Genomic DNA, 22,494 nt, shown 5'->3' with positions numbered 1-22,494 from the left:
ACGGGGCACCCTTTCAACACTTCAAAGCATAGCAACGGCTTCAGGGTTTGCTGGTGCTTGAGGCTTGCGTTCGTCCGCTTTCCCAGCCGCCACCCAGGGCGAGGAACAAATCGATCTGGCTCATGGCAACCTGGGTGTTGGCAGCGGCCAGTTGCGCGGTGATATCGGTGTAGGTGCGGGTCGCCTGCAGGTCGGCGAGGAACGACTCGCGCCCGGCCTGGAAGAAGCGATGGGTCTGGTCCGCTGCCAGTTTCGCCGACTGCTCGGCATCGGCCAGGGCGTCGCGGCGTTGCAGCAGTGCGCTGTACTGGGCCAGACCGGTCTGAGTTTCGCGGATGGCGTTGAGCACCACGCCGTCGAAATGCGCCAGCGCGCCCTGAGTGTTGGCTTCGGCTTCACGGATACGTGCGCGGGCGCCGTTGGTCGGCACCTTCCAGCTCAGCGACGGGCCAAAGCCCCAGCGGTTGGTCGATGGATCGCCAAGATCGGAAACGATGCCGACGGTGCCGATGGTCGCGCCGATGCTGATGTCCGGGTACAGCTCACCGGTTGCAATGCCGATGCCGGCGGTCGCGGCGGCCAGACGACGCTCGGCCTGCCGCACATCAGGCCGACGCTTGAGCAGCGCTGCACCGTCGCCCACCGGCAACTGTTGGGCGATTTTCGGCAGTTCGGCACAGGTCGCGGTGCCGGCAGGCAACTGGTCGACCGGTTTGGCCAGCAGCATCGACAGGCGGAACAATCCGGCCTGACGCGCCGCTTCGTAACGCGGCAGGTCAGCCCGCAAGGATTTGAATTGGGTTTGCGAACGGGTGACCTGGGTCTCGTCACCACGCCCGGCATCGCGCAAGCGCTGGATCAGCGTGGTGCTCTGCGATTGCAGGTCGAGGGAATGCTGAGCGATTTCCCGTTCTTCGTTGGCGGCACACACTTGGGTGTAGGCGCGAACCACGTCCGCCACCAGGGTGATGCGCGCGGTGTCGGCCGCCGCTTGCGTGGCATCGGCGTTGGCTTTCGCCGCTTCGATCCCGCGTTGCAGCGTGCCCCACAGATCGAACTGGTAAGACGCGCTGATACCGATGTCAGCGACGTTGGCCACCGGGACTTTTTCCGGCAGCAGGAACGCCTGTCCGGATTCCTGCAAGCGCTGCGCGCCCATCTTCACGCCGCCGCTCCAGCCACCGGCCGCTTCGGCTTCATCGACCTGGGCACGGGCCCGCGACAGGTTGGCCGCCGCCACGCGCAAATCCGTATTGGAAGCCATGGCCTGCTGCACCAGTTGATCCAGACGCGGGTCTTGATACAGCCGCCACCAGTCCGCCGGCACCGGCGCCGACACCACTGGTTTGCCGTCCACCGCCAGTTCGCCCTGAAAATCCTTGCGCTGCACCGCCGCGTCAGCGGGCAGGTGATAGTCCGGCCCGACCATCTGACAGGCCGAGAGCATCATGCCCAACCCGGCGATCATCAGGGCCCTGTTCATTGCGCGGGCTCCTGGGTTTTGTCGTCGATGATCGACACGGTCGCGGTCCGCCCGGCGATCATGCGGAAATCTGCCGGCACCTCGTCAAAGGCGATGCGCACCGGAATCCGTTGTGCCAGGCGCACCCAGCTGAACGCCGGGTTGACGTTGGGCAGCAGGTTGTTGCCGCTGGTGCGGTCGCGGTCTTCGATACCGGCGACGATGCTTTCGACATGCCCGCGCAGCCTGGCCTTGTCGCCGATCACGCGGATATCCACCGACTGCCCGACATGAATGCCGTCGAGTTTGGTTTCTTCGAAATAGCCGTCGATGTGGAACGAGTTGCTGTCGACCACCGACAATACCGGACGCCCGGCGGTGACGAATTCCTGCACTCGCGGCGCACGGTCGTTGACGTAACCGTCCACCGGGCTGCGGATCACCGAACGATCCAGATTGAGCTGCGCGCTGTCCACCGTCACCAGCGCTTCGGCCAGCGCCGATTGCGCCCGGGCGACTTTCGACTGGCTTTCTTCCAGTTGTTCGGCCGGCACCAGATTGCCCAGACCACGGTTACGCTTGGCTTCACGCTGCGCCTGGGCCAGGGTTTCTTCGCGATCGGCGACCGCCGCTTTAGCCTGACGCAGGGCCAGTTTGAAGCGGTCCTGGTCGATGCTGAACAGCACCTGGCCGCGTTTGATCAACTGGTTGTCCTTGACCTCGACCTGCTGGATCAGCCCGGACACGTCCGGGGCGATCTGAATAATGTCGGCGCGAATGTGGCCGTCACGGGTCCACGGCGCAAACATGTAATACATCACCATGCGCCAGACGAGGACGACGGCGAAAGTCACGATCAGCAGGGTCAGGACCACGCGACCGATAGTCAGAAACGGTTTTTTCATGTCATCAGGTATCGACTGAGTGAGTCCACGCCGTACAGCATCACGGCGTAGAGGGCCACGTTGAACAATGCCCGGTGCCAGACCAGACGGTAAAAGTGCAGGCGCGTGAGCACGCCATGCACCAGCACAAACAACACATAGGTGATGCCCATCAACACCAGCAGGGTCGGCAGGAAAATGCCGCTGATATCCAGATCACCAATCATAGGGGCGCTCCATCGGGCAGCGGTTCTTCGGCATCGCCCGCGCTGACAAATTCCACGCCGGGCAACAGCGCCAGGCGCAAACCGCTCAGGGCATGCAACAGGTTTAGCCGGGTTTCTTCGTCGCCGTGGCCTTTGAGCGCGCGGCGGGCGCGATCCATGGTCATCAGCAGCGGGCTCGGTGCTGGCAAGCGTTCGCCGGCCTTGAGGCAAGCGCGGAAATACTCGCCGACCTCAGCCACCACTTGCTGCAGCAGGGCCTTCGGCGCGCCGCTGACCCGTGGCGTGTAAGCCAGCAGATCGAGCAGGTTCAGGCCGACACGCACTTCACGCATGGCAATCCCGGTGTCCTGGCCGGTCATGGCTAGACGCGGCAAGTGCTGCATCAGACGATCGAGCAACTGCACGCCTAGATGCCGATGTTCGGCCAGATTGGCCGGCTCGGTCATGCGCACGATGTCTTTCCAGCTGAAGCGGGTCAGACGTTTGGCGGCCAGCTCGACGCCGAACGGGCGGGCGATCAGGGTCCAGATGAACGCGAACAACAGGCCCAGAGGGCCGGCCAGGTTGGAGTTCACAAAGGCGAAGAAGTCCGCGTCGTACGCGCCCTGAATGCTGATGAACGACGAGGTGTTGACCAGCGTCAGGAGCATGCCGAGGAAGAAGCGTGGCTGCACCGTCAGGGTGCCGACACAGATGAACGGAACCGCAAACGCCAGTACCAGCATCGGGAAATCGTGCAGGTTCGGCAGAATCAGGAACAAATAGAGACTGGCGAACAGCACCGACATCCCGGTCCAGAAAAAGAACCGGTAGATCTGTGGCGCCGGGTCGTCCATCGAGGCGAAGAAACTGCACGCTACCGCCGCCAGAATCACCGCACTGCCACCGTCCGGCCAGCCGAGCAGAATCCACAGCACCGAAGCGACGATGATCGCCAGAACGGTCGAGGCCACCGAATACAGCATCATCCCGCGGTCGAGAAATGGCGTCAGCCGCCCGAGGCGCCAGTGCCGGTAAACCGCGCGCCAGCTGTCCTGGCGCTCGCAGAGAATCGCGTCCTGCAGACTGCGGCAGTCTTGCCACAGATCGATGAATTCACCGAGGCGATAAATCGCGTTGGAGAACAGCAACTGCTTGCGATCTTCCAGCGCCTCACAGCTAGGCTGCAGGGCCTGGAGTTGATCCTTGAGCGCCTGCCAACGCGCCAGATCAGCGTCGTTATGGGCGAGCCATTCGCGGGTTGCAGTCAGCAGCGGGGCAAACTTTTCCACCAGTTCCGGCGTGCGTCGCTCAAGGGCGTAGAGCGAGTCTTCCAGAGCGTCGATCACCGGCAACAGGTGGATCATCCGCCCGCGCAACTCCTTGGTGTTGCGCACGGTTTGCGGTCGAGCGCCTTCGTGGGGCAACTGGCCGATCATCAATTCAAGGCTGTTGAAATTGGCGACCATGGCCATGCGCAGCGCGGCGATCTGTTCAGGCTGCACGTCGCGGCTGAGAAACTTCAGGCTGTAGGTGGTGGCGTCGGCGAACCACTTGCCCACCGCGTCGTTGAACACCGGCGCCAAGCGACGCGGCCAGAACATCGCGCCGACCACCGCCGCCACAGCGATGCCGAGAAAAATCTCTTCGGTCCGCGCTTCCGCCACGTCCCACACCGCCAGCGGATTATCCACGGTCGGCAAGGCAATCAGCGGCAAGGTATAACCGGCCAGCATCAGCGCGTAGTTATTGGCGGTGCGCAGGTGCAGCGACAGGAACAGCAAAATCCCCGTCCACAAGGCAATCACCACCACCAGCACGTACGGGCTCTGCACGAACATCGGTACGAACAGCACCGCCGCCGCCGCCCCGAGAAAGGTGCCGATGGCGCGGTACAGCGCCTTGGAACTGGTCGGACCGAGAAACGGGCTGGAGACGATGTACACCGTGGCCATCGCCCAATACGGACGCGGCATTTGCATGAGCAAGGCGATGTACAGCGCAATCATCGACGCTGCAAAGGTGCGGACCCCGTAGAACCAGTCACGGGCAGGCGGGATGCCAGAGAAAAAACCGTTCAAGAATTAATCACCACAGGCGGATTGGCCGCCTCAAAAGCTCGCAGTACCCGAAGCGTAGCTTCCAGATCACTCTGGTCGATGCCTTCGAGCACTTCATGACGCAGACGCACCAGTTCGCTTTCCACCGCTTGCACCAACTCACGGCCGGTGTCGGTCAGGCTCAGGCACTTGGCCCGACGATCCTGCGCATCTTCGGTGCGGCAGACGTAGCCGGCGTGGCACAACTGGTCGAGCAGGCGTACCAGCGACGGACTTTCCATCCCGGCTGCCTGCGCCACTTGCACCTGACGTACACCCTCGCCCAACCGCCCGATCATCAACAACGGCACGGCGCAGGCTTCGGAGATTCCATAGTTGACCAGCGTGGTCTGGCAGATCTTCCGCCAATGCCTGGCGGCCACCACCATGGCACTGCTGATGTTCATCTGGAGAGCGTCGAGGGAATTCGGCACGGGAAAATGCACACTGTTAGTTTGCTAACTATCAATATCGCATTGGTGGTGAATTTCAGTCAAGTTTTGAAACAAATCTTCTCTGCAGAGAATTTCTATAGTTCATCCGACTCGATGGCTACTCCTACTTCGTTCCTGCGCAAATGTGTGATTGACACCAAATCGAAATCATCCAGCGTATTCAGGATCGCTTCATAAATTTCTGACGAGACCAGCACAGCCACTGTTGTGTCGTGCTCCCGAAGCTCGACAGGCCCGTTGGAGATGCTTTCGATCACTGCCTCAATAGAGTCTCCAAGCGCGTCAACATCAATCGTTCTGACTGGCAAAAATGATTGCATCGACGGCTCCGGGTCGTTGAATGGGCAAGCTACTCCAACATCAATAGGGATCCTGTGGACATTCTGTAATAAGGTTTTACTCAGTCCTGTAAAACCCGCCCCTTGCGCAACAACGCATCCAGCTGATCCACCACCTCCGCCCAATCCGCATCATCAAGAATCTCGCCGCGCAAGAAATCCGCCTGACTTTTACTCCAGAAAAACGCGTCCGCCAGGTGCAGCTCGGGTTTGAGCGGTGAATGGGTGGCGATGAATTGGTCGATGCTGGTCGGGTCGTCGCCCAGTCCCAGTTGTTTGAACAGGGACGGCAGGCTGTGGGTGGGCTGCTCCATGGAGGACTCCTTCAAGAATTCGGTGGGTGGAGATTATTCGCGAGCAGGCTCGCTCCCACAGGAGAACGCAATCAACCTGTGGGAGCGAGCCTGCTCGCGAAGGCGTTAGTGGCCGCGCCTCAAAACCTAATGACTCAACTCGCGCACCTCGGCATGCGGCACCATTTTCAGAAACTCGGGCATGCTCATGTGCAGCAGGTAATTGTGGTTGCCGGCTTCCAGGTAGATATCTTTCTGCCGGGTCAGCAGCGGGTCGATGACCATGTCCAGGCCGTAGGAATCACCCAGCGGCGGCACCGCGCCGCGTTCGCAGTCATCGAAGATGTGCGCCAGGTTGCTTTCCCGGGTGATCTGCCATTCGCCGCGGCTGCGCACTTTGCTCAAATCCAGGTGCCGGCTGGCCGGCAGCACGGCCATCAGGTAATGCCCGTGGTGGTCGTCGAGAATCACCGACTTGGCCACGCGCTCGGCGGGCACCCCGGAAACCCGTGCGGTTTCCAGACTGCTGGCGGAGTGGCGGTGGGCCACGATGTCATATTCGCAATGCGCCCGGTTCAGGCTGCTTTGCACTTTTTTTGCCATACGCATGCTGCACCTCGGTGTCACGCGGAACGTTGTGCCTGTTCTGCTGAGTCTAGTTCGGCGAGGCTCAGGCGAAGGGAAATCCGCTCACCGGACACATCTGCTCATTGAGCAGAATTCATTCAGCGCCAGGCTCAACTAGACTTAAGGAAACACCCCCTGACTCTCCCGGAGGGTCACGTGAACAGCCGATGTTGTCTGTTTTTTCTGATACTGCTGGCCAGCGGCCCGGCCCTCGCGGCTGACGTCCCGCTGACGGCGGTCAATCCGGTCGGCCTGTGGCTGATCACCCTCGGCATTGCCTTTCTGATTGCCGAAGCCGCGCTGCCCAACTACGGGGTCATCGGCCTTGGCGGGATCATCATGTTCGTCATAGGCGCGCTGATCCTGAGCAACGCCGAGGTGCCGGTACCGATGATCATCGGCCTCGGCCTGCTCAGCGCCCTGCTGCTGATCGCCTTGATCGTCCGCGCCTTGAAAACCCGCCCCCGCCATACTGTCAGCGGCGATGCCGGACTGGTCGGCAGCGTGACGGCGGTGACCACCGTGCAAGCGCAAAACGCCCACAACGGCTGGGTGCATTTGCAGGGTGAACACTGGCAAGTGCACAGCGCCACACCCTTGCACACCGGGCAAACGGTGCGCGTGGTCGGGCGTAAGGGCTTGTTGCTGAAAGTCGCCGCGACTGACGCGGTGCGACACGGAGAGTGATCATGGGTCTGCAAATCGGTTTTGTTGCACTGCTGCTGTTGGTGATTGCACTCGCCGGCTCGACCTTCCGCATCCTGCGTGAGTACGAGCGCGGCGTGGTGTTCCAGCTCGGGCGCTTCTGGCAGGTCAAAGGGCCGGGGCTGATCCTGTTGATACCGGTGGTGCAGCAAATGGTCCGGGTCGACCTGCGCACCGTGGTGCTCGACGTACCGCCGCAGGATGTGATCACCCGCGACAACGTCTCGGTGAAGGTCAATGCGGTGCTGTACTTCCGCGTGCTTGACCCGCAGAAGGCGATCATTCAGGTCGAAGACTTTCTTTCGGCCACCAGCCAACTGGCGCAGACCACCCTGCGCGCGGTGCTCGGCAAACATGAACTGGATGAACTGCTGGCCGAACGCGAGCAGTTGAACATCGACATCCAGCAGGTGCTCGACGCCCAGACCGACGCCTGGGGCATCAAAGTCGCCAACGTCGAGATCAAGCACGTCGACCTCAACGAATCGATGGTCCGTGCCATCGCCAAACAGGCCGAAGCCGAACGTGAACGCCGGGCCAAGGTGATCCACGCCGAAGGCGAACTGCAGGCCTCGGAAAAACTCATGCAGGCCGCCGAAATGCTCGGCCGTCAGCCCGGCGCCATGCAGTTGCGCTACATGCAGACCTTGAGTTCGATTGCTGGCGACAAGAGCTCGACGATTGTCTTTCCCCTGCCCATCGAATTGCTCAAGGGGATGGCGGATCTGTCGGGAAAAACCTGACAGCAAAAGATCGCAGCCTGCGGCAGTTCCTGCATCGGTTATGCGTACACCCTGTAGGAGCTGCCGAAGGCTGCGATCTTTCAAGCGTTACGCAGCAACTCAAGATTCATAAAGGCATCCTGGGCACATTGTCGAACCCGTTCGCGCAACCACGGCGAAGCCTCGCGACGCTTGTCTTCGCCATCGGCAACAAAGCGCTGGGACGGCTGCTTGGCATGCTGCATCGTCGCCGCCAACACCTGCTGCCGCTGCTCGACATTCAAACGAAAAAACTTCGCCAATCGTCCGGCCATGGCCTCGGGCAACTCGCTGTAGTTCACCAGCAGTCCGTCACCCTCACGGCAGTGCAGATACGCCGACGCCAGCAAGTGTCCAAGTCGTCGTGCAATGAAGTCTTCACTGCCGGTAAATGGCAAACCATCGTCGAGCACACAATCACCAAGCATCCCCGGCACCATGTGCATCCCCGGACGACGCACGTGCGATACGGCAATTTCCAGCGGATCGCGATACACGAACAGCCACGGCGTGTCGGGAAAGCATGCCTGCAACAACGGCCATTCGCCGATGTTCCAGGCATCGAGCTTGATCACCAGTCGCTGCTCGATACCGCGTCGACGTTGACCGTAGGCCGAGAGCAGTCCACTGATCGCTGCCCGCCGCTCGGCTTCGGGCAGCTCACCGCGCAAAAGTGCATCAAGCGGCGGTGGCTCCGAGACTACGATGTGGTCATCGAGCCGCGCGAGCATCTGGCTGACCAATGTCGAACCGCAACGCGAGGCGTGCAGGATAAAGGCACTCGGGGCCAATCCCGGGCTTTGTGCTTGCCACTCGGTCAGCACCGATAGCGGCGTCTGCCGGCAAAAAGCCTGATTGAACGGCAACCGCAGCGCTTCTTCGACGGCGTCACGAAAAAAAGGCTGATGCAGTGGTGTGTCAGCAAACCAGCACCAGTCCACTTGCCATTGCTCCGCCAGCGGCCAGATCCGGATCGGCAGCCAGCCGTCGAAGTTCAGCCTTTCCATTGTTCGTTCCATTGCCGACGACCGTTGCGCATCGCGGCGCGCAGTTCTTCGCGGGAGAATGGCAAGCCGTGTTCGGCGGCCAGCTCCAGAGTGCGCTCGATGAATATTTCGGGGTCCGTCATGTGCTGCAGAGTCGCCGCCAACGCTGCATCACCTGCAACCAGTCGCTGGAATCGCTGTAACGCCGAATCGGCCGATTGCGGTGCAGGGGTGTCGCGCAAACCTTCGGCGATCTTCTGCGTGAGCCAGGCCCCGGGCCGGCAGTCGAGCACCAGATGAATCCGCGCGCAGGTATCGAAGTTATCCACCCGATGCACACGAGCAAGATCGAGAAACCAGCACTCCCCCGCCGACATCGGCACGCGTTGACCCTCGAGCCAGAAGTCCACGGCGGGCGGGCTGAGCAGTGGAATGTGCAGGCGCAGATCGGCTTCCGGGCCTTCCAGATCGTAATCACGGTGCTCATGAATCCGCCCGCCCGGCCCCAGTCGCAGCAGGCGTGCGCTGACGATATCCAGCGCCAGCTCACGTAGCCCCAACCGCCAGCGTTCATCGCGCAGCCAGGGCGTGCGCTGCACTGTTTCACCGCGTCCGGGCGATAACTCGGTCAGGGCATCGGCGGCCGAAATCAGTGCCACGCCGCTCCAGTCGCCCGTGAAGTAATCGGTGTTGAAGTGTCCGCGCCAAGCCTCTTCGGCAATCGCCTGCAGCGCCTGCAACAGCAGCGGCAAGTCCACTGCCACCGGCAGACGCGAACAGACCGGGCGGCTCATGCCTTGGGCAACACCGCGCATTCGCCAAGCCAGCTCAGCAGCCGGTCCAGACAGGCATCCACGGTCTGCACGCCGGTGTCGAGCACCAGCGAGGCCTGCGCGGGCGGCTCGTACGGTGCCGAAACCCCGGTGAAACCGGCCATCTCGCCACGCCGTGCGCGGGCGTAATGACCCTTCGGATCACGCTGTTCGCACACCGTCAGCGATGCGCTGCACCAGACCTCCCGATAGTCCGCAACCAAACGCTGGGCGAACACCTCTCGCAGTTCCAGCAACGGCGCGATCATCGCCAGAATCACGATCTGCCCGTTTTCCACCAGCAGCGCTGCCAGCTCGCTGGCACGGCGGATGTTCTCCAGGCGATCGGCGTCGCCAAACCCCAGATCGCGGTTGAGCCCGGCCCGCAAGCCGTCGCCATCGAGCACCACGCTCTGCACTCCACGGGCAAACAACTCGGCGTGCAGCGCTTGGGCCAGCGTCGATTTGCCCGCCGCCGGCAGACCGGTGAGCAAAATCGCCGCACCGCGATGGCCGTTGCGGGCCTCGCGCTGCCTGCGGCTAATGCTGGCGACGGGCGCCTGCAGATTATTTGGCAGCAGCATGCGCCACCACTGGCACCGAAATATCCCCCGACGCCCACGCCGATTCCCGGTTAGCCAACGCCGTGGCGATCGACTGCACTTCGGTGGACTGCACCTGATCCGGCAACGGATCGAGGCCGGCGCTGGCGAAGATCTGCCCATAGGCATTGCGCAGATCGGCATACGACAGATCGCGGCGCAGATCCGCTTGCAGGTTGTTCAGTTCGCCCTGAATCAACTCCAGCTCGCCGATGCCGGCGGCCTGGTGCCGATTGCGCAACTGACCGACGATCTGCCCGTCGATGTCCGACAGTTGCTGGTTGGTCTTGAACTGACGCAGCGCCTCTTGATAGTTGGCATTGGCCACATACAGCTGCGCCAGCACCGCGATCGACATCGCCTGACGGCGTGCGGTGGCGACTTCTTCGCCGGCCTTGGCCACATCGATGGCTGCCGGGGCAGAGATCACATTGAACAGGTTCCAGGTGACTTTCACCCCATAGTCGGCCCAGCGATCGTTCACCAGAAACGAGTTGCTGTCGTAGTGTCCGCCGGCGGAAAACTCCAGGCCCGGCAACATGCGCAACATCGCCTTGCGGGTTTCAGCAGCACTGATCCGGGTCTGGTAATCCTGCTCGCGCAGTTCCGGACGGCTGGTCAGGGCTTCCTGCTCCAGCCTGGAAATATCGACCTTGAGTTCCGGGATCTGATAACCGTCGTCAGTGGCCAGCGTCAGGTTGGTGCCCAGCGGCAGATTGATCAGGGTCGCCAGTTCGGTTTTCGCCAGCGACAACGCCCGGCGTTGCTCTTCCAGTTGCCGGGTCGCTTCGATCAGCGAACGCTGGTAACCGAGGGACTGCACCGGATCACCGATGCGCTGCTCGCTCATGCTTTCGCTGTTGCGGCGGGCGGTGTCGACCCGGGCCATCAGGCTGTCGATCTGTTTGAGCAGACGTTCGGCCGCCATCGCCCGCCAATAGGCCGAGCGCACGTCCTGAACGATGGTGTTGATCACTTTGCGCCGGCGTTCCTGAACGATCAGGCGCTGGTCGCCCTGTTGCTTGGCGTTGATGTAGCTGACGCCGAAGTCGAGGACGTTCCAGACCATGGTCAGGTCGGCGACGTTGCGGTCGCGGTCCTGGGAGGTCGACGGTTCCAGGGACTGGGTGCCGGTGCGTACGCTCTGGCTGCTGGAGGCGCTGACATTGTTGCGTCCGACGTAACCGGCATCCAGCGCCATGCGTGGCAGCATGTCGAAGCTGGCGAGGTCGAGCTGCCGCTTGGCCAGCGCTTCCTCCATGATTTTCAAGCGCCCTTCGAGGTTGTATTTCACCGCGCGGGCCATGGCCTGGTGCAGGGTCAGCGGACCGCTCAGCGGTTCCTGACCCTTGTACATGCTTTGCAGGTCGGCTTTGGCCCGTTGTTCGCTGACACTGCGTTCGATCGGTTCACTGGTGACTGCACATCCGCTGATTGCCAGCGCCAGCAGGCTGGCGCCGAACAATTTTTGACTTTTCTTCATCCCTGCATCGCCCCTGGGTGCTGCGCATATTGAGTTGTTGTGTGTGTTATCAGGCCTGCATTTCGCTGATACCGACCTGTTGCAGAGCCGCCGCCAGGTTGTCGACCCGGTGCTGCTCGCTGTCCTTGATCTGTTGCAGTTGCTGGCCCAGGGTCGGCGCGCCGAACACACCGCGCAGACCCTGGGAAATATCGCCGCCCGTGATCGAATGACGGTCGAAGGCATTCAGCGAATCGCGCTCTGCGGCGCTGTCCTGATGGAACAGGCTCGACAGCGTACTGCTGCCGAACACCCCGCCATCGCCACCGCCAAACCCGAGGAAGCCATGGCCGGAACCATCGCCGCCGCTGTCGCTGCTGGTGAAAACCTGGGCGATGAAGCTCGGGCTCAGGGCGCCGTGGTTGATGAAAATGTCACCCAGCGGACGGATGCCGTTGCCGATCACCCGTTGTTCGAACAACGGCGCGAAGGTCAGCGGTGAGCCGAGGTCGCCGGTGGGCGGTGTGAAGATGAGCGGTTGCAGCGGGACGTTCGGCGCCGGTGGTGGCACGACGGGGTCGCTGCTGCGGAACTCCGGATCCGGCGGCACCACCACCAACGGCGAGGTCGGTGTCACCGGCGGTACGACCACCGGCACCGTATTGATCACGTAGTTCCCGGACTGACTGATCCCGCTGCCGCTGTTGCCCGACTGGTCACTGACCCCGGCCGTGTTGATGCTGATTGCATTGCTGGCGCTGTTGACGTTGGCGGTCGGCGTCAAGGTCGCCGTCCAGGTCTTGCCACCGTCGCTGCTGCTCAGGTTGGACAGGGTGCCATTGGCCACGCTGAGGTCCGCCAGATCGAAACCGCTGACCGCTTCGTTGAAGGTGATGATCACCTGCGAAGTCTGGCCGACACCCAGATTCGGATTGGCAACCACGACCGTGGCGGTCGGGCGCTCGCTGTCGAGGGCGTAGTTGTTCGACACCGCCACGGTGCTGCCGGCGTTGCCCGCCAGGTCGGTGACGTTGCTGGTGTCCAGCGCGATGAAGTTGCTCGGGTCGGTCACGTTCGCGGTCGGCGTGAAAGTCGCGGTCCAGGTCTTGCCGCCATCGCTGCTGCTCAGGTTGCTCAGGTCGCCATTGGTCACGCTCAGGTCGGACAGGTCGAAATTGCTCACCGCCTCGCTGAAGGTGAAGGTCACCGTGGTGGTCTGGCCGATGCCCAGATGCGGATTGGCAACCACAATGTCCACCGTCGGCCGGGTTGCATCGAGGATGTAGTTGTTGGAGATGGCGATGCTCGCGCCGAGGTTGCCGGCCAGATCCTGGACGCCGGCGGTGTCGATCAGGATCAGGTTGGTCGGGTCGTTGACGTTAGCCGTTGGCGTGAAGGTCGCGGTCCAGGTCACACCGCCGTCGCTGCTGGTCAGGTTCGACAGCGCACCGTTGGCGACGCTGATATCCCCCAGATCGAACCCGATCACCGCTTCGCTGAACGTGATGGTCACGGTGGTGGTTTCACCGATGCCCAGGCGATTGTCGGCGACCACGATGGTGGCGGTCGGCAGCGCGGTGTCGATGGCGAAGTTGTTGGAGTCGGTGATGCCGATACCGCTATTGCCTGAGACGTTGGTCACTCCGGCATTGCTCAGGCTGATCAGGTTGGTCGCGTCAGTGACATTGGCGGTCGGGGTAAAGGTCGCCGTCCAGGTGACACCGCCGTCGCTGCTGCTGACATTGCTCAGCGTGCCGTTGGCGATGGTCAGGTCGCTGTTGTCGAAACCGCTGACCGCTTCGCTGAAGGTGATGGTCACCAGCGAGGTTTCCCCGGCCTTGAGCGAAGTGTCGGCAACCACGATGGTGGCAGTCGGCACCTGAGTCTGCACCTGATAGTTGGCGGAGCTGGTGGTGCCGGTGCCGGTGTTGCCGGCCAGGTCGGTAATACCGGTGTTGTTCAGGACAATCAGGTTGGTGAGGTCGGTGATGCCGATATTCGGCGTGAACGTGGCCGTCCATGTAATGCCGCCGTCGCTCGACGAAACGTTGCTCAGTGTGCCGTTGGCAACGCTCAGGTCGGAATTGTCGAATCCGGTCACGGCCTCGCTGAAGGTGATGGTCACCAACGCGGTTTCACCGGGACGCAGGTCGCTGTCGGCCATGACAATGGTCGCCGTCGGACGCTGACTGTCGACCGCATAGTTGTTGGAATCGGTGGTGCCGCTGCCGGCGTTGCCCGCGAGGTCGGCGATGCCGGTGTTGTCCAGGGTGATCACATTGCTGGTGTCGGTAATCCCTGCCGCCGGGGTGAAGGTCGCTGTCCAGGTGATGCCGCCATCACTGCTGCTGACTGCGCTCAACGTGCCGTTGGCGATGGTCAGGTCGGCGTTGGTGAAACCGGTGACCGCTTCGCTGAAGGTGATGGTCACCAGACTGGTCTGGCCGACGCCGAGCGCGGTGTCGGCCACCACGACAGTGGCGGTCGGGCGCTGGGTGTCGATCGAGTAATTGTTGGAATCGGTGGTGCCGCTGCCGGCATTGCCCGACAGGTTTTGAACACCGGAATTGTCCAGCGTAATCAGGTTGGTGGCGTCGGTGATGTTGGTGGTCGGTGTGAACGTTGCCGTCCAGGTAATGCCGCCGTCGCTGCTGCTCACCGCGCTGAGCGTGCCGTTGGCGATGGTCAGGTCGGCATTGGTGAAACCGGTAACCGCTTCGCTGAAGGTGATGGTTACCAGCGAGGTTTCGCCGATTTTCAGCGAGTTGTCGGCAACGATGACGGTCGCGGTCGGCAGCACGGTGTCGATGGTGTAATTGTTGGAGTTGGTGGTGCCGCTACCGGCGTTACCCGCGAGGTCCGCGATGCCGGTGTTGGCCAGCGTGATCAGGTTGCTCGCGTCGTTGACGCCCACGTTCGGGGTGAACGTCGCCGTCCAGGTAATGCCGCCGTCGCTGCTGCTCACCGCCGTCAACGTACCGTTGGCGATGGTCAGGTCGGCGTTGGTGAAACCGCTCACCGCTTCGCTGAACGTGATGGTCACCAGCGAGGTTTCGCCGGCCGTAAGGTTGCTGTCGGCGACCACGATGGTCGCGGTCGGGCGCTGGGTGTCAATGGCGTAGTTGTTGGAGTCGGTGGTGCCGCTGCCAGCGTTGCCCGCCAGGTCGGCAATGCCGGTGTTGTCCAGAGTGATCAGGTTGGTGATGTCGGTGATGCTGGCGCTCGGGGTGAACGTCGCGGTCCAAGTGATGCCGCCATCGCTGCTGCTCACCGCCGTCAACGTACCGTTGGCGATGGTCAGGTCGGCGTTGGTGAAGCCGGTCACCGCTTCGCTGAAGGTGATGGTCACCAGCGAGGTTTCGCCGATTCGCAGGTTGTTGTCGGCCACCACGATGGTCGCGGTCGGGCGCACGGTATCGATGGCGTAGTTGTTGGAATCGGTGGTCCCGCTGCCGGCGTTGCCGTTCAGATCCGCGATGCCGGTGTTGTTCAGGGTGATCAGGTTGGTCGCGTCGGTGATGCTGGCGGTCGGCGTGAAGGTCGACGTCCAGGTAATGCCGCCGTCGCTGCTGCTGACCGCCGTCAAGGTGCCGTTGGCAATCGTCAGGTCGGCGTTGGTGAAACCGGTGACCGCTTCGCTGAAGGTGATGGTCACCAGCGAGGTTTCACCGATCCGCAGGTTGTTGTCGGCCACCACAATGGTCGCGGTCGGCCGCGCAGTGTCGATGGCGTAGTTGTTGGAATTGGTGGTGCCAGTGCCGGCATTGCCAGCCAGATCGACGACCCCGGTGTTATCCAGGGTGATCAGGTTAGTGGTGTCGGTGATGTTGCTGGTCGGGGTGAGCGTGGCGGTCCAGGTGATGCCGCCGTCACTGCTGCTCAGACCGCTCAGGCTGCCGTTGGCTACGGTAAGGTCGGCGGTGGTGAAGCCGCTGACCGCTTCGCTGAAGGTGATGGTCACCAGCGAGGTTTCACCGGCCGCCAAATTGGTGTCGGCCACCACAATGGTCGCGGTCGGGCGCAGGGTATCGATCACGTAGTTGGCCGAATCCGTCGTGCCGCTGCCGGCGTTGCCAGCGAGGTCGGCGATACCGGTGTTGTCCAGGGTGATCAGGTTGGTGGTGTCGGTGATGCTGGCGGTCGGTGTGAAGGTTCCAGTCCAGGTGATGCCACCGTCGCTGCTGCTCACCGCGCTCAGCGTACCGTTGGCGATGGTCAGGTCGGCGTTGGTGAAACCGGTCACGGCTTCACTGAAGGTGAAAGTCACCAGCGAGGTATCGCCGATCTTCAACGCCGTATCGGACATCACGATGGTCACGGTCGGGCGCGCGGTATCAATCGCATAGTTGACGGAGCTGGTGGTGCCGACGCCCGCCACGCCGTCGCTGATCGCGGTCACCCCGGTGTTGTCGAGGGTGATCAGGTTGGTGGCGTCGGTGAGGTTGTTGGTCGGAGTGAACGTCGCGGTCCAGGTCAGGCCGCCGTCGCTGCTGCTCACCGCTGTCAGCGTGCCGTTGGCAATGGTCAGGTCGGCGTTGGTGAAACCGCTCACCGCCCGGCTGAAGGTAATGGTCACCAGCGAGGTTTCGCCGATTTTCAACGCCGTGTCGGCCATCACGATGGTCGCGGTGGGTGGTTCCACATAAGCGGTATTGAGTGTGCCGCCATTGTTGTAGATCGCCGCGAAAGCCAATGGTACAGAGCCCGTCACGCCGCCGCCCAGTTCTGCGCCGCCGGCGCCGCTGCCGGCCGCGTTGCCGCTGATGGCGCTGAAGTTGGCGGCGGTGATCAGCACCGTACCGCCCTGGTTCCAGATCGCGCCGACACCTCGTCCGCCGTCGCCGCCATTGAGGTTGTTGCTGCCCTGGCCGCTACCGCCGCCGCCACCGCCGCCCGCGCCGATGTTGTTGCTGATGACCGACGTCCCGACGATTTTAAGAGTCCCGGTCGAGGCGTTGTAAATACCGCCAGCAGCATTGCCGCCTGCGCCGCCGACTTTGTCCCAACCGGCCCCGCCACCGCCGCCGCCGATGGAAATCGTGCCGTTGTTGGCCGTGCCGCCATTGCCACCGTTGCTGTAGTAGGAAACGCCCAACCCGCCGGCACCACCGGTGCTGCTGCCACCGCGACCGCCCATGTGCGTCGCATCGTAGCCGCCGCCGTAACCGCCGACGCCGCCGCTGCCGGCCTGCCCGCCGAGGGTGCCGGTGCCCGGCCCGGCCGTGCCGCCATGACCGCCGCCCTGACCACCGAGGCCACCGCCACCGCCGCCGCCACCGCCGTAGTATGTCCCGGTGACCCCACCGCCACCGCCACCACCGGCCGCCGCGTTACCCGTTACCGAAACGTTATTCAGGGTCAGGATGCCGGCGTTGAAAATCCCCCCGCCCATGGCGCCGGTTGCGCCGTAGCCGCCATTGCCGCCGTTGCCCGAGACCAGTCCGCGAGTAATGACCAGACCATCGAGTGTCACCGTACTGCTAGAGGTGATTTCCACCACCCGCGTCCGGTACTGGCCATCGAGGGTGACGTCCGCCACCCCGTCGTTGTTCAGGTCGCCATCAACGGTGATGTTCTTGTTGATCAGCAATTCCGAGGTGAGCTGCACCGTCATGCCGCTGCTGAAGGTCACGATGTCGCCGTTCTGCGCCGACGCCAGCGCTGCGCGCAGCGAGCCGACCCCGGTGTTCGCGTTGTTGGTGGCGGTCCACGTGGCGAGGCCCCACTGATACTCGCTCATCGACAGGGTCGACAGCACGTTGGCGCTCTCGATCTTGCCCGTGGCGATCTCCAGATCCCAGTCGCCGCCCACGCCGGTGCGGTTGTTCGAGGCGGCTACATCGCGGCCGGTCAATTGTGCCAGCGAGTCGACGAAGCTCAGGCCGCGGTCGCCCTCGGCGGTGTAGCAGCCGTAAATGAGGATGTCGCCGCCAACGTTCATGTCCTTGCCGATGTCCGCCAGCAGCGCACTGCGCTGCGCGACGTTGTCGGCCGACAGATAGCTGTTGCCGAGCCACAGGTCACCGGCGTTGCCGTGAGCGATGATCTGCACCGAACTGACGCCCGAATGCTGGTCGAGGTAATCGGCGATCTGCTGCAAGCCGTCCTTGCTTGCATCGAGCTTGACCACTTGCGCGCCGGGGGCGACGCCTTTGAGCAGGCTGTCGGCATCCTTGACCCGGGCATCGACGAACACCACGCTCTGGCCCGGTACCGCGACAGGGCTGGCAGCCGGCGTGGCATCGGCCTGGCCGTGGGTGTCTTTGCTGGCCACCGGATGATCGGCCGTCGGTGCCTTGGCCACGTCGGCGGCGGGATGACTGTCGGCCTGGGCGGCGGTGTCAGCGACCGTGGCCGCGACGGCACCGTCGAACAGCATGCGCGGTTCCAGCGACATGATCAGCGGCGCAGTCAGCGTCCGTTGGCCTTCGGTTACCCGCGACTTTTGTTTGCTCCACCACATGTTGCTCACCCGGACTCGAACAGTTGTAAACGCATCAATGAAAAACGCCGCGATCAACTGATCGCGGCGTCGGACTTCATACGAATCACATTGGCAGCACTGGCTGAGCCATCGAGCCAAAAGGACAGATCGGCGTATTGCTTGAACAGGTCCGGCGGCAGAATCGTGCGCCGGGACTGCAGGGCAACCTTGGGTTTGACCTTGTGCAAGCCGGCCACACCCAGCGCCTGGTCGAACGCCGGCGCGTCATAGGCCAGGTGTTCGAAATCGTGCTCGAACCAGGGCTCGCCAATGAAGTCGTAGACCAGCCGCAGCACGCGCTCCGGGGCCTGGGTCAACAAGTCGTAATCGACGATCAGCAGCGAATCGGCGTGCTCGCCGTAATAGGCTTCCTTGAGCGCCGCCCAGGCAAAACCGACCAGACGATTGCGCTGGGCCAGGGTTTCACAGCGGCTGTAGACGGTATTGCGCTCGACGGCATCGCCGAACAGCTTGGTGTTTTCATAAGGGTTGGCGCGGTACAACCGTTCCAGGCTGTCCATCACCCAGGCGACGTTGCGCACGCAGGCAATGACTTTGGCTTTGGGGAACAGATCGCTGATGGCCGGCAGGCGCGAACTCCACTGCCGGTTGGTGTCGAACACCACCGGTTTGTCAGCCTTGTCGGCGTAGTAGGCATCGAACAGTCCGCGCAGCAGGCGCCGGCGCATGTCGGTGTCGATCACCGCGCCGAATTCGCTGCCGGCGCTGCATTGTTCAAGGACACCGGAAAACAGCGCGCCGACCGGGCTGGTCATGCCGGCATGAAAGCGCGGGTTCTGCAGAAGAATCGCAGAAAGCAGGGTGGAACCTGAGCGCGGCAAGCCGGAGATAAAGTGGAATTGCTGCAATCCCTTCACCCTACTTTGTAAGTCCTTTTGTCCGACGAGCGTAGTCCAACAATACCCTTTCGACTAGTAGTGTTTTGATATCAAAATAGAGCAAAACGGACTATGAAAGCCCGTTTTAATCGCGAAAAAAATGGTGAAGCGTTTAAGTCATTTCTCCGTCGTCCCGTTATCAGTGGTCAACGAAAAAAGTCGCGCATTTGCGCCACCGGCATGGGTCTGATCACGCAGTTGCCAGGTCGTCGGCAAGGGTCGGAATGGGTCAGGCACGTCCACGTCCAGATCGCCGATCAACCAGACCCGGGCACTGCCCTTGGGCAGGTCATCGAGTCGGTCCAGGTAGACCTCCTCGGACACCAGGGTGCCGAAACCGTAGTGATTCGGACGCGTCGAACGGCCATCGGCAGCGGGCGGGGTATACAGCCGCACCTGAGCGTCAGTGCGGTTGTAGTAGACGTAACTGAGGTACCAGAGCATGTCGCTGGTGACGATCCGGTCACCGCTGACGAAATGCCGGTTGATGTAATCGACCATGACGTTGAACTGATCGTGCGGGTCGACCGTGGCGTTGGTGTTCACACCCACCAACTCAACCCCGACCCATGCCACCAGGATCGTCACTGCCAGCACACGAGTGCGGCGGTACAACCGGTCAATGGCCAGCGCCGCCAGCATCGGCAACCCCAGCGCATAGGCTGTCAGGTAACGTTCGATGAACACCGGGCTGATGAACGACACCGCGAACACCAGCAACAACGGCATACCGGTGTAAAGCGCCAGCAAGACGCTGCCATGGTTCACGCTGCGGTCGCGGGCCACGGCCACGCCCGCCAGCGCCAGCAGGGCCAGCGGTACGCCGCAGAACAGCAGCAACGGGAGATGCTCGCCGTCGTCCTGGATCAACCAGAGCCAGATCATCGACGGCAGCGAGGACAGGGTCACCGGATCTTCCCAACCCACATCGCCACCGACCTTGAGTTCTTCCATGTGTTGCGTCAGATCAAGCAGGTTCGGCAACCACGGCAGGTAGAGCACGACGATGGCCAGATTGGCCAGCCACCAGTCCTTGCGCTGGATATGCCGCAGGCGATAACCCGGCAGCAGGCGAATCAGCCCCAGATACAGCCAATGGCTCAGCGCGGCCAGCACTGCAAAGTAGTGGGTGTACAACGCGGCGCTCATCAGCAATGCATAGATCAGCAGATACCGGCGGCGCTGCGGGCGCCTGACCCAGCAGATCAGCGCCAGTGTGGTAGCGATCAGGAGCAGGCCGAGCAGCGAGTACATGCGCACTTCCTGGCTGTAGCGCACCGCCGTCGGCAGCAACGCCAGCAGCACCCCGGCGATGATCGCGGCGCGGCGGGTGGCCAGGCGATCGACCAGGCAGACACCCAGCCCGACCGTGGCGATGCCGGCCACAGCGCTGAGGCTGCGAATCGACAGGATGCCTTCACCGAATAACCCGATCCAGCCGTGCAGCAGCATGAAATACAACGGCGGATGCACGTCGAACGCCGCGTGCTCCCAGATACCACTGAGCGAATAGTTCGCCAGCAGCAGGCTTGAGCCTTCGTCGCCCCAGATCGCGGCAGCGGTCAGGTCATAAAAACGCACCACCGTCGCCAGCAACAGAATCGGTATCAGCCACTGCTGGCGAGCCCAGCGCCATAGACGCCGGACACCGGCGTTCGGTGCGGCAAACGGGTCCTGGGTATCCCCCAGCGGAGTCTCGCGACGCGCTTCCATCAACCTTCCCTTACAGATTTACCGAGTAAAAACCAGCATCACTCATTGCGCACACTGTAGGCCAGAGGCGAAGTCGACGCGCGGCCATGACGACGTCCGGCAAGTCCGCTGATCCGGGTCTACGCTACGGCGTGGCGTGACCTGCCCGCGCAAATGCAAGGCGTCAGCACAGCCTGTGGACCTGCCCTGCAACCAGGCTACCGCGCGGCGCGCCGACCACATAACAGAAGGATGAGGAACCATGGAAGTCTTTATGGGTACGATTCAACCGTTCGCCTTCAACTTCGCCCCCAGTGGCTGGGCCTTGTGCAACGGACAAATCCTGGGCATCTCGCAATACCAGGCATTGTTCGCCTTGCTGGGCACCTTCTACGGCGGCAACGGCACGACCAATTTTCAGTTGCCCAACCTGCAAGGTCGGGTGCCCGTGGCACAGGGTACCGGACAGGGGCTGACGCCGCGTGTCATCGGTGAGGTGTATGGCACGGAAAACGTCACCGCCACGATCGCCAACATGCCCAACCACACCCACGCGATGACCGGCCTTTCCGCCAACACCGCCCTGCAACTGGCGGTGCCTGCAAGCAATCCGGCGACCGTGCCGACCGCCACCAACTCGTACATCGGCGCTTCCGGCGGCGGCCCTGGCTCGGCAAACATCTATTCCGATGCCCAAGGTGCCACACCGGTTCCCATCAAAGGCCTGACCACCACGGTCACCGGGGACATTTCCTCCACGGGCGGCAGTCAGCCGTTATCCATCGTCAACCCCTCTCTGGTCGTCAACTTCAGCGTTGCCCTGAACGGGATATTCCCTTCGCGCAACTGATCATGTGTCGGGGGGCCTCACGGCCCCCGGCCGTTCTTTTTTCAACGGAGTCAGATCATGCTGCAAGCGGTTCAGATCCAACACGTCCAGCCGTTGCTCGGACAGCAAAGCACGCTGCACCTGCCAGATGGCACGGCATTGCCGATTCAGATCGAGCATCTTGATGAGGTTCCAGCGGCGAAAACCCGCTACAGCGAGCGCATGCCGTTCTGCCTCGAATTCAACAGCCTGGTGCCGACCGGGTTCGTCGACGGCCTCTGCGCACTGGAGCTGCCGGAACTCGGGCGAGTGGAAGATATTTTCGTGTCGCGAGTGCCGGCGATGGGGCGGGATCCGCAACTGGGTTACTTCTGCATGTCCTTCAACTGAAATCCCGCCTCACTGCGGATACCACACCAGCCGTTCCGCCGCCGGATTGCGTTCTTCCACCGCAAATCCCAACGCCAGATAGTGTTGCCGTGCGTGGGGGTTGTTGGCCCAGACCACCGTTGCCACCGGGCAACGAACCTGCTGCGCGGCCTTTTGCACGCCTTGCAACACCGCGCGGCCGTACCCCTTGCCCCGCGCCTGGGGAATGAAGGCGATGTACAACACGCGGATTTCATTGGGGCCGAAGTCGGTGCTCAGCGCCCCGATGGCCGTGCCGAGTTTTTCCACGACGTAGTGCAGGGCGTTGGGATGGTTATCACCCACGCCCTGCTCATGCACCTGAAATTGCTGGGCGATCACTTGCTGCACCACTTCCTGCTCGGCGTCGATCCATTGCAGATCCGGGCGCGCCGACTGATAGAGGCGGTGCAAAAACGGCTCGTCGGTGGCCCGCGCAGGTCGCACCACCAATCCGTCTGCCGTCACACCCGCGTTGCTCGCCATGTTC

General features: G+C 62.5%; 20 protein-coding genes. 4 read left to right on the top strand and 16 right to left on the bottom strand.

Translation table 11 applies throughout. The features are described from left to right. Positions 1–40: 40 nt before the first annotated feature. The 8 genes from GTQ41_RS00995 to GTQ41_RS00960 all read right to left on the bottom strand — a co-directional run bounded on the left by GTQ41_RS00995 (position 41) and on the right by GTQ41_RS00960 (position 6,346). A complete protein-coding gene (locus tag GTQ41_RS00995) occupies positions 41–1,483 on the bottom strand; it encodes an efflux transporter outer membrane subunit (RefSeq protein WP_047290745.1) in 1,443 nt (480 codons plus the stop codon). Continuing rightward, positions 1,480–2,367, bottom strand: coding sequence for an HlyD family secretion protein (locus GTQ41_RS00990; RefSeq protein ID WP_047290744.1), 888 nt, complete (start codon positions 2,365–2,367; stop codon positions 1,480–1,482). The genes GTQ41_RS00995 and GTQ41_RS00990 overlap by 4 nt, the downstream gene beginning before the upstream one ends. Next, positions 2,364–2,573 carry a DUF1656 domain-containing protein gene (locus GTQ41_RS00985; protein WP_007957657.1) on the bottom strand — a complete coding sequence of 70 codons (210 nt, stop codon included), beginning with the start codon at positions 2,571–2,573 and terminating at the stop codon, positions 2,364–2,366. Before GTQ41_RS00985 ends, GTQ41_RS00990 begins: the two co-directional genes overlap by 4 nt. Then, positions 2,570–4,633, bottom strand: coding sequence for an FUSC family protein (locus GTQ41_RS00980; protein WP_047290743.1), 2,064 nt, complete (start codon positions 4,631–4,633; stop codon positions 2,570–2,572). The genes GTQ41_RS00985 and GTQ41_RS00980 overlap by 4 nt, the downstream gene beginning before the upstream one ends. Beyond that, positions 4,630–5,058: a MarR family winged helix-turn-helix transcriptional regulator gene (locus tag GTQ41_RS00975; protein WP_047290742.1), complete on the bottom strand. Its 429-nt coding sequence runs from the start codon at positions 5,056–5,058 to the stop codon at positions 4,630–4,632. The genes GTQ41_RS00980 and GTQ41_RS00975 overlap by 4 nt, the downstream gene beginning before the upstream one ends. Positions 5,059–5,180: 122 nt before the next feature. Next, on the bottom strand, positions 5,181–5,426 hold the full coding sequence (locus tag GTQ41_RS00970) for a hypothetical protein (protein WP_047290741.1): 246 nt from the start codon (positions 5,424–5,426) through the stop codon (positions 5,181–5,183). 80 nt (positions 5,427–5,506) lie between these two features. Beyond that, positions 5,507–5,758, bottom strand: coding sequence for a DUF2789 domain-containing protein (locus tag GTQ41_RS00965; protein WP_047290740.1), 252 nt, complete (start codon positions 5,756–5,758; stop codon positions 5,507–5,509). A 126-nt stretch (positions 5,759–5,884) separates the two neighbouring features. Further along, the gene (locus GTQ41_RS00960) at positions 5,885–6,346 is read right to left on the bottom strand and encodes an aminoacyl-tRNA deacylase (RefSeq protein ID WP_047290739.1); all 462 of its coding nucleotides are present in this window, start codon (positions 6,344–6,346) and stop codon (positions 5,885–5,887) included. A gap of 174 nt (positions 6,347–6,520) precedes the next feature. Here GTQ41_RS00960 and GTQ41_RS00955 point away from each other — a divergent pair, with 174 nt between their 5' ends. Together GTQ41_RS00955 and GTQ41_RS00950 are read left to right on the top strand one after the other, a co-directional pair. Next, positions 6,521–7,051 (top strand): NfeD family protein, encoded by a 531-nt coding sequence (locus tag GTQ41_RS00955; protein WP_047290738.1) that lies wholly within the window; start codon positions 6,521–6,523, stop codon positions 7,049–7,051. Positions 7,052–7,053: 2 nt separating this feature from the next. Further along, the gene (locus tag GTQ41_RS00950; protein WP_041070974.1) at positions 7,054–7,812 is read left to right on the top strand and encodes a slipin family protein; all 759 of its coding nucleotides are present in this window, start codon (positions 7,054–7,056) and stop codon (positions 7,810–7,812) included. An 80-nt stretch (positions 7,813–7,892) separates the two neighbouring features. On the opposite strand, the gene GTQ41_RS00945 is transcribed toward GTQ41_RS00950, so the two are convergent. From GTQ41_RS00945 to GTQ41_RS00915, 7 genes are all read right to left on the bottom strand, one after another. Beyond that, complete coding sequence (locus tag GTQ41_RS00945; protein WP_047290737.1) at positions 7,893–8,837, bottom strand: aspartyl beta-hydroxylase; 945 nt, start codon at positions 8,835–8,837, stop codon at positions 7,893–7,895. Continuing rightward, positions 8,825–9,610, bottom strand: a complete 786-nt coding sequence (locus GTQ41_RS00940) for an aspartyl/asparaginyl beta-hydroxylase domain-containing protein (protein ID WP_047290752.1) — start codon at positions 9,608–9,610, stop codon at positions 8,825–8,827. The genes GTQ41_RS00945 and GTQ41_RS00940 overlap by 13 nt, the downstream gene beginning before the upstream one ends. After that, positions 9,607–10,212: an adenylyl-sulfate kinase gene (cysC, locus tag GTQ41_RS00935; RefSeq protein WP_047290736.1), complete on the bottom strand. Its 606-nt coding sequence runs from the start codon at positions 10,210–10,212 to the stop codon at positions 9,607–9,609. The genes GTQ41_RS00940 and cysC overlap by 4 nt, the downstream gene beginning before the upstream one ends. Next, positions 10,196–11,713 carry a TolC family protein gene (locus tag GTQ41_RS00930; protein WP_047290735.1) on the bottom strand — a complete coding sequence of 506 codons (1,518 nt, stop codon included), beginning with the start codon at positions 11,711–11,713 and terminating at the stop codon, positions 10,196–10,198. Before GTQ41_RS00930 ends, cysC begins: the two co-directional genes overlap by 17 nt. Before the next feature lie 49 nt (positions 11,714–11,762). Further along, positions 11,763–18,071 (bottom strand): Ig-like domain-containing protein, encoded by a 6,309-nt coding sequence (locus GTQ41_RS00925; protein ID WP_254369346.1) that lies wholly within the window; start codon positions 18,069–18,071, stop codon positions 11,763–11,765. A gap of 137 nt (positions 18,072–18,208) precedes the next feature. After that, complete coding sequence (locus GTQ41_RS00920; RefSeq protein WP_047290731.1) at positions 18,209–19,054, bottom strand: sulfotransferase; 846 nt, start codon at positions 19,052–19,054, stop codon at positions 18,209–18,211. A 138-nt stretch (positions 19,055–19,192) separates the two neighbouring features. Then, on the bottom strand, positions 19,193–20,788 hold the full coding sequence (locus GTQ41_RS00915; RefSeq protein ID WP_047290730.1) for a glycosyltransferase family 39 protein: 1,596 nt from the start codon (positions 20,786–20,788) through the stop codon (positions 19,193–19,195). A gap of 241 nt (positions 20,789–21,029) precedes the next feature. On the opposite strand from GTQ41_RS00915, the gene GTQ41_RS00910 reads away from it, so the two are divergent. Both GTQ41_RS00910 and GTQ41_RS00905 read left to right on the top strand, forming a co-directional pair. Beyond that, on the top strand, positions 21,030–21,617 hold the full coding sequence (locus tag GTQ41_RS00910; RefSeq protein ID WP_047290729.1) for a phage tail protein: 588 nt from the start codon (positions 21,030–21,032) through the stop codon (positions 21,615–21,617). 57 nt (positions 21,618–21,674) lie between these two features. Next, positions 21,675–21,986, top strand: coding sequence for a hypothetical protein (locus GTQ41_RS00905; RefSeq protein WP_047290728.1), 312 nt, complete (start codon positions 21,675–21,677; stop codon positions 21,984–21,986). A gap of 9 nt (positions 21,987–21,995) precedes the next feature. On the opposite strand, the gene GTQ41_RS00900 is transcribed toward GTQ41_RS00905, so the two are convergent. Continuing rightward, positions 21,996–22,490 carry a GNAT family N-acetyltransferase gene (locus GTQ41_RS00900; protein ID WP_047290727.1) on the bottom strand — a complete coding sequence of 165 codons (495 nt, stop codon included), beginning with the start codon at positions 22,488–22,490 and terminating at the stop codon, positions 21,996–21,998. Positions 22,491–22,494: the final 4 nt, after the last annotated feature.

Origin of the sequence: Pseudomonas sp. AN-B15, assembly GCF_019056475.1 — a bacterium.
Lineage (GTDB): Bacteria > Pseudomonadota > Gammaproteobacteria > Pseudomonadales > Pseudomonadaceae > Aquipseudomonas > Aquipseudomonas parakoreensis.
The sequence above is the reverse complement of the archived record's forward strand: the minus strand, read 5'-3'. Positions and strand labels throughout refer to the sequence as shown.

Coding starts and splice junctions, on each gene's coding strand:
- GTQ41_RS00925 (WP_254369346.1), bottom strand. CDS start 18,071: ATGCTGTTCGACGGTGCCGTCGCGGCCACGGTCGCTGACACCGCCGCC.
- GTQ41_RS00915 (WP_047290730.1), bottom strand. CDS start 20,788: ATGGAAGCGCGTCGCGAGACTCCGCTGGGGGATACCCAGGACCCGTTT.
- GTQ41_RS00985 (WP_007957657.1), bottom strand. CDS start 2,573: ATGATTGGTGATCTGGATATCAGCGGCATTTTCCTGCCGACCCTGCTG.
- GTQ41_RS00970 (WP_047290741.1), bottom strand. CDS start 5,426: ATGCAATCATTTTTGCCAGTCAGAACGATTGATGTTGACGCGCTTGGA.
- GTQ41_RS00910 (WP_047290729.1), top strand. CDS start 21,030: ATGGAAGTCTTTATGGGTACGATTCAACCGTTCGCCTTCAACTTCGCC.
- GTQ41_RS00960 (WP_047290739.1), bottom strand. CDS start 6,346: ATGCGTATGGCAAAAAAAGTGCAAAGCAGCCTGAACCGGGCGCATTGC.
- GTQ41_RS00900 (WP_047290727.1), bottom strand. CDS start 22,490: ATGGCGAGCAACGCGGGTGTGACGGCAGACGGATTGGTGGTGCGACCT.
- GTQ41_RS00930 (WP_047290735.1), bottom strand. CDS start 11,713: ATGAAGAAAAGTCAAAAATTGTTCGGCGCCAGCCTGCTGGCGCTGGCA.
- GTQ41_RS00905 (WP_047290728.1), top strand. CDS start 21,675: ATGCTGCAAGCGGTTCAGATCCAACACGTCCAGCCGTTGCTCGGACAG.
- GTQ41_RS00995 (WP_047290745.1), bottom strand. CDS start 1,483: ATGAACAGGGCCCTGATGATCGCCGGGTTGGGCATGATGCTCTCGGCC.
- GTQ41_RS00990 (WP_047290744.1), bottom strand. CDS start 2,367: ATGAAAAAACCGTTTCTGACTATCGGTCGCGTGGTCCTGACCCTGCTG.
- GTQ41_RS00940 (WP_047290752.1), bottom strand. CDS start 9,610: ATGAGCCGCCCGGTCTGTTCGCGTCTGCCGGTGGCAGTGGACTTGCCG.
- GTQ41_RS00975 (WP_047290742.1), bottom strand. CDS start 5,058: ATGAACATCAGCAGTGCCATGGTGGTGGCCGCCAGGCATTGGCGGAAG.
- GTQ41_RS00965 (WP_047290740.1), bottom strand. CDS start 5,758: ATGGAGCAGCCCACCCACAGCCTGCCGTCCCTGTTCAAACAACTGGGA.
- GTQ41_RS00945 (WP_047290737.1), bottom strand. CDS start 8,837: ATGGAAAGGCTGAACTTCGACGGCTGGCTGCCGATCCGGATCTGGCCG.
- GTQ41_RS00950 (WP_041070974.1), top strand. CDS start 7,054: ATGGGTCTGCAAATCGGTTTTGTTGCACTGCTGCTGTTGGTGATTGCA.
- cysC (WP_047290736.1), bottom strand. CDS start 10,212: ATGCTGCTGCCAAATAATCTGCAGGCGCCCGTCGCCAGCATTAGCCGC.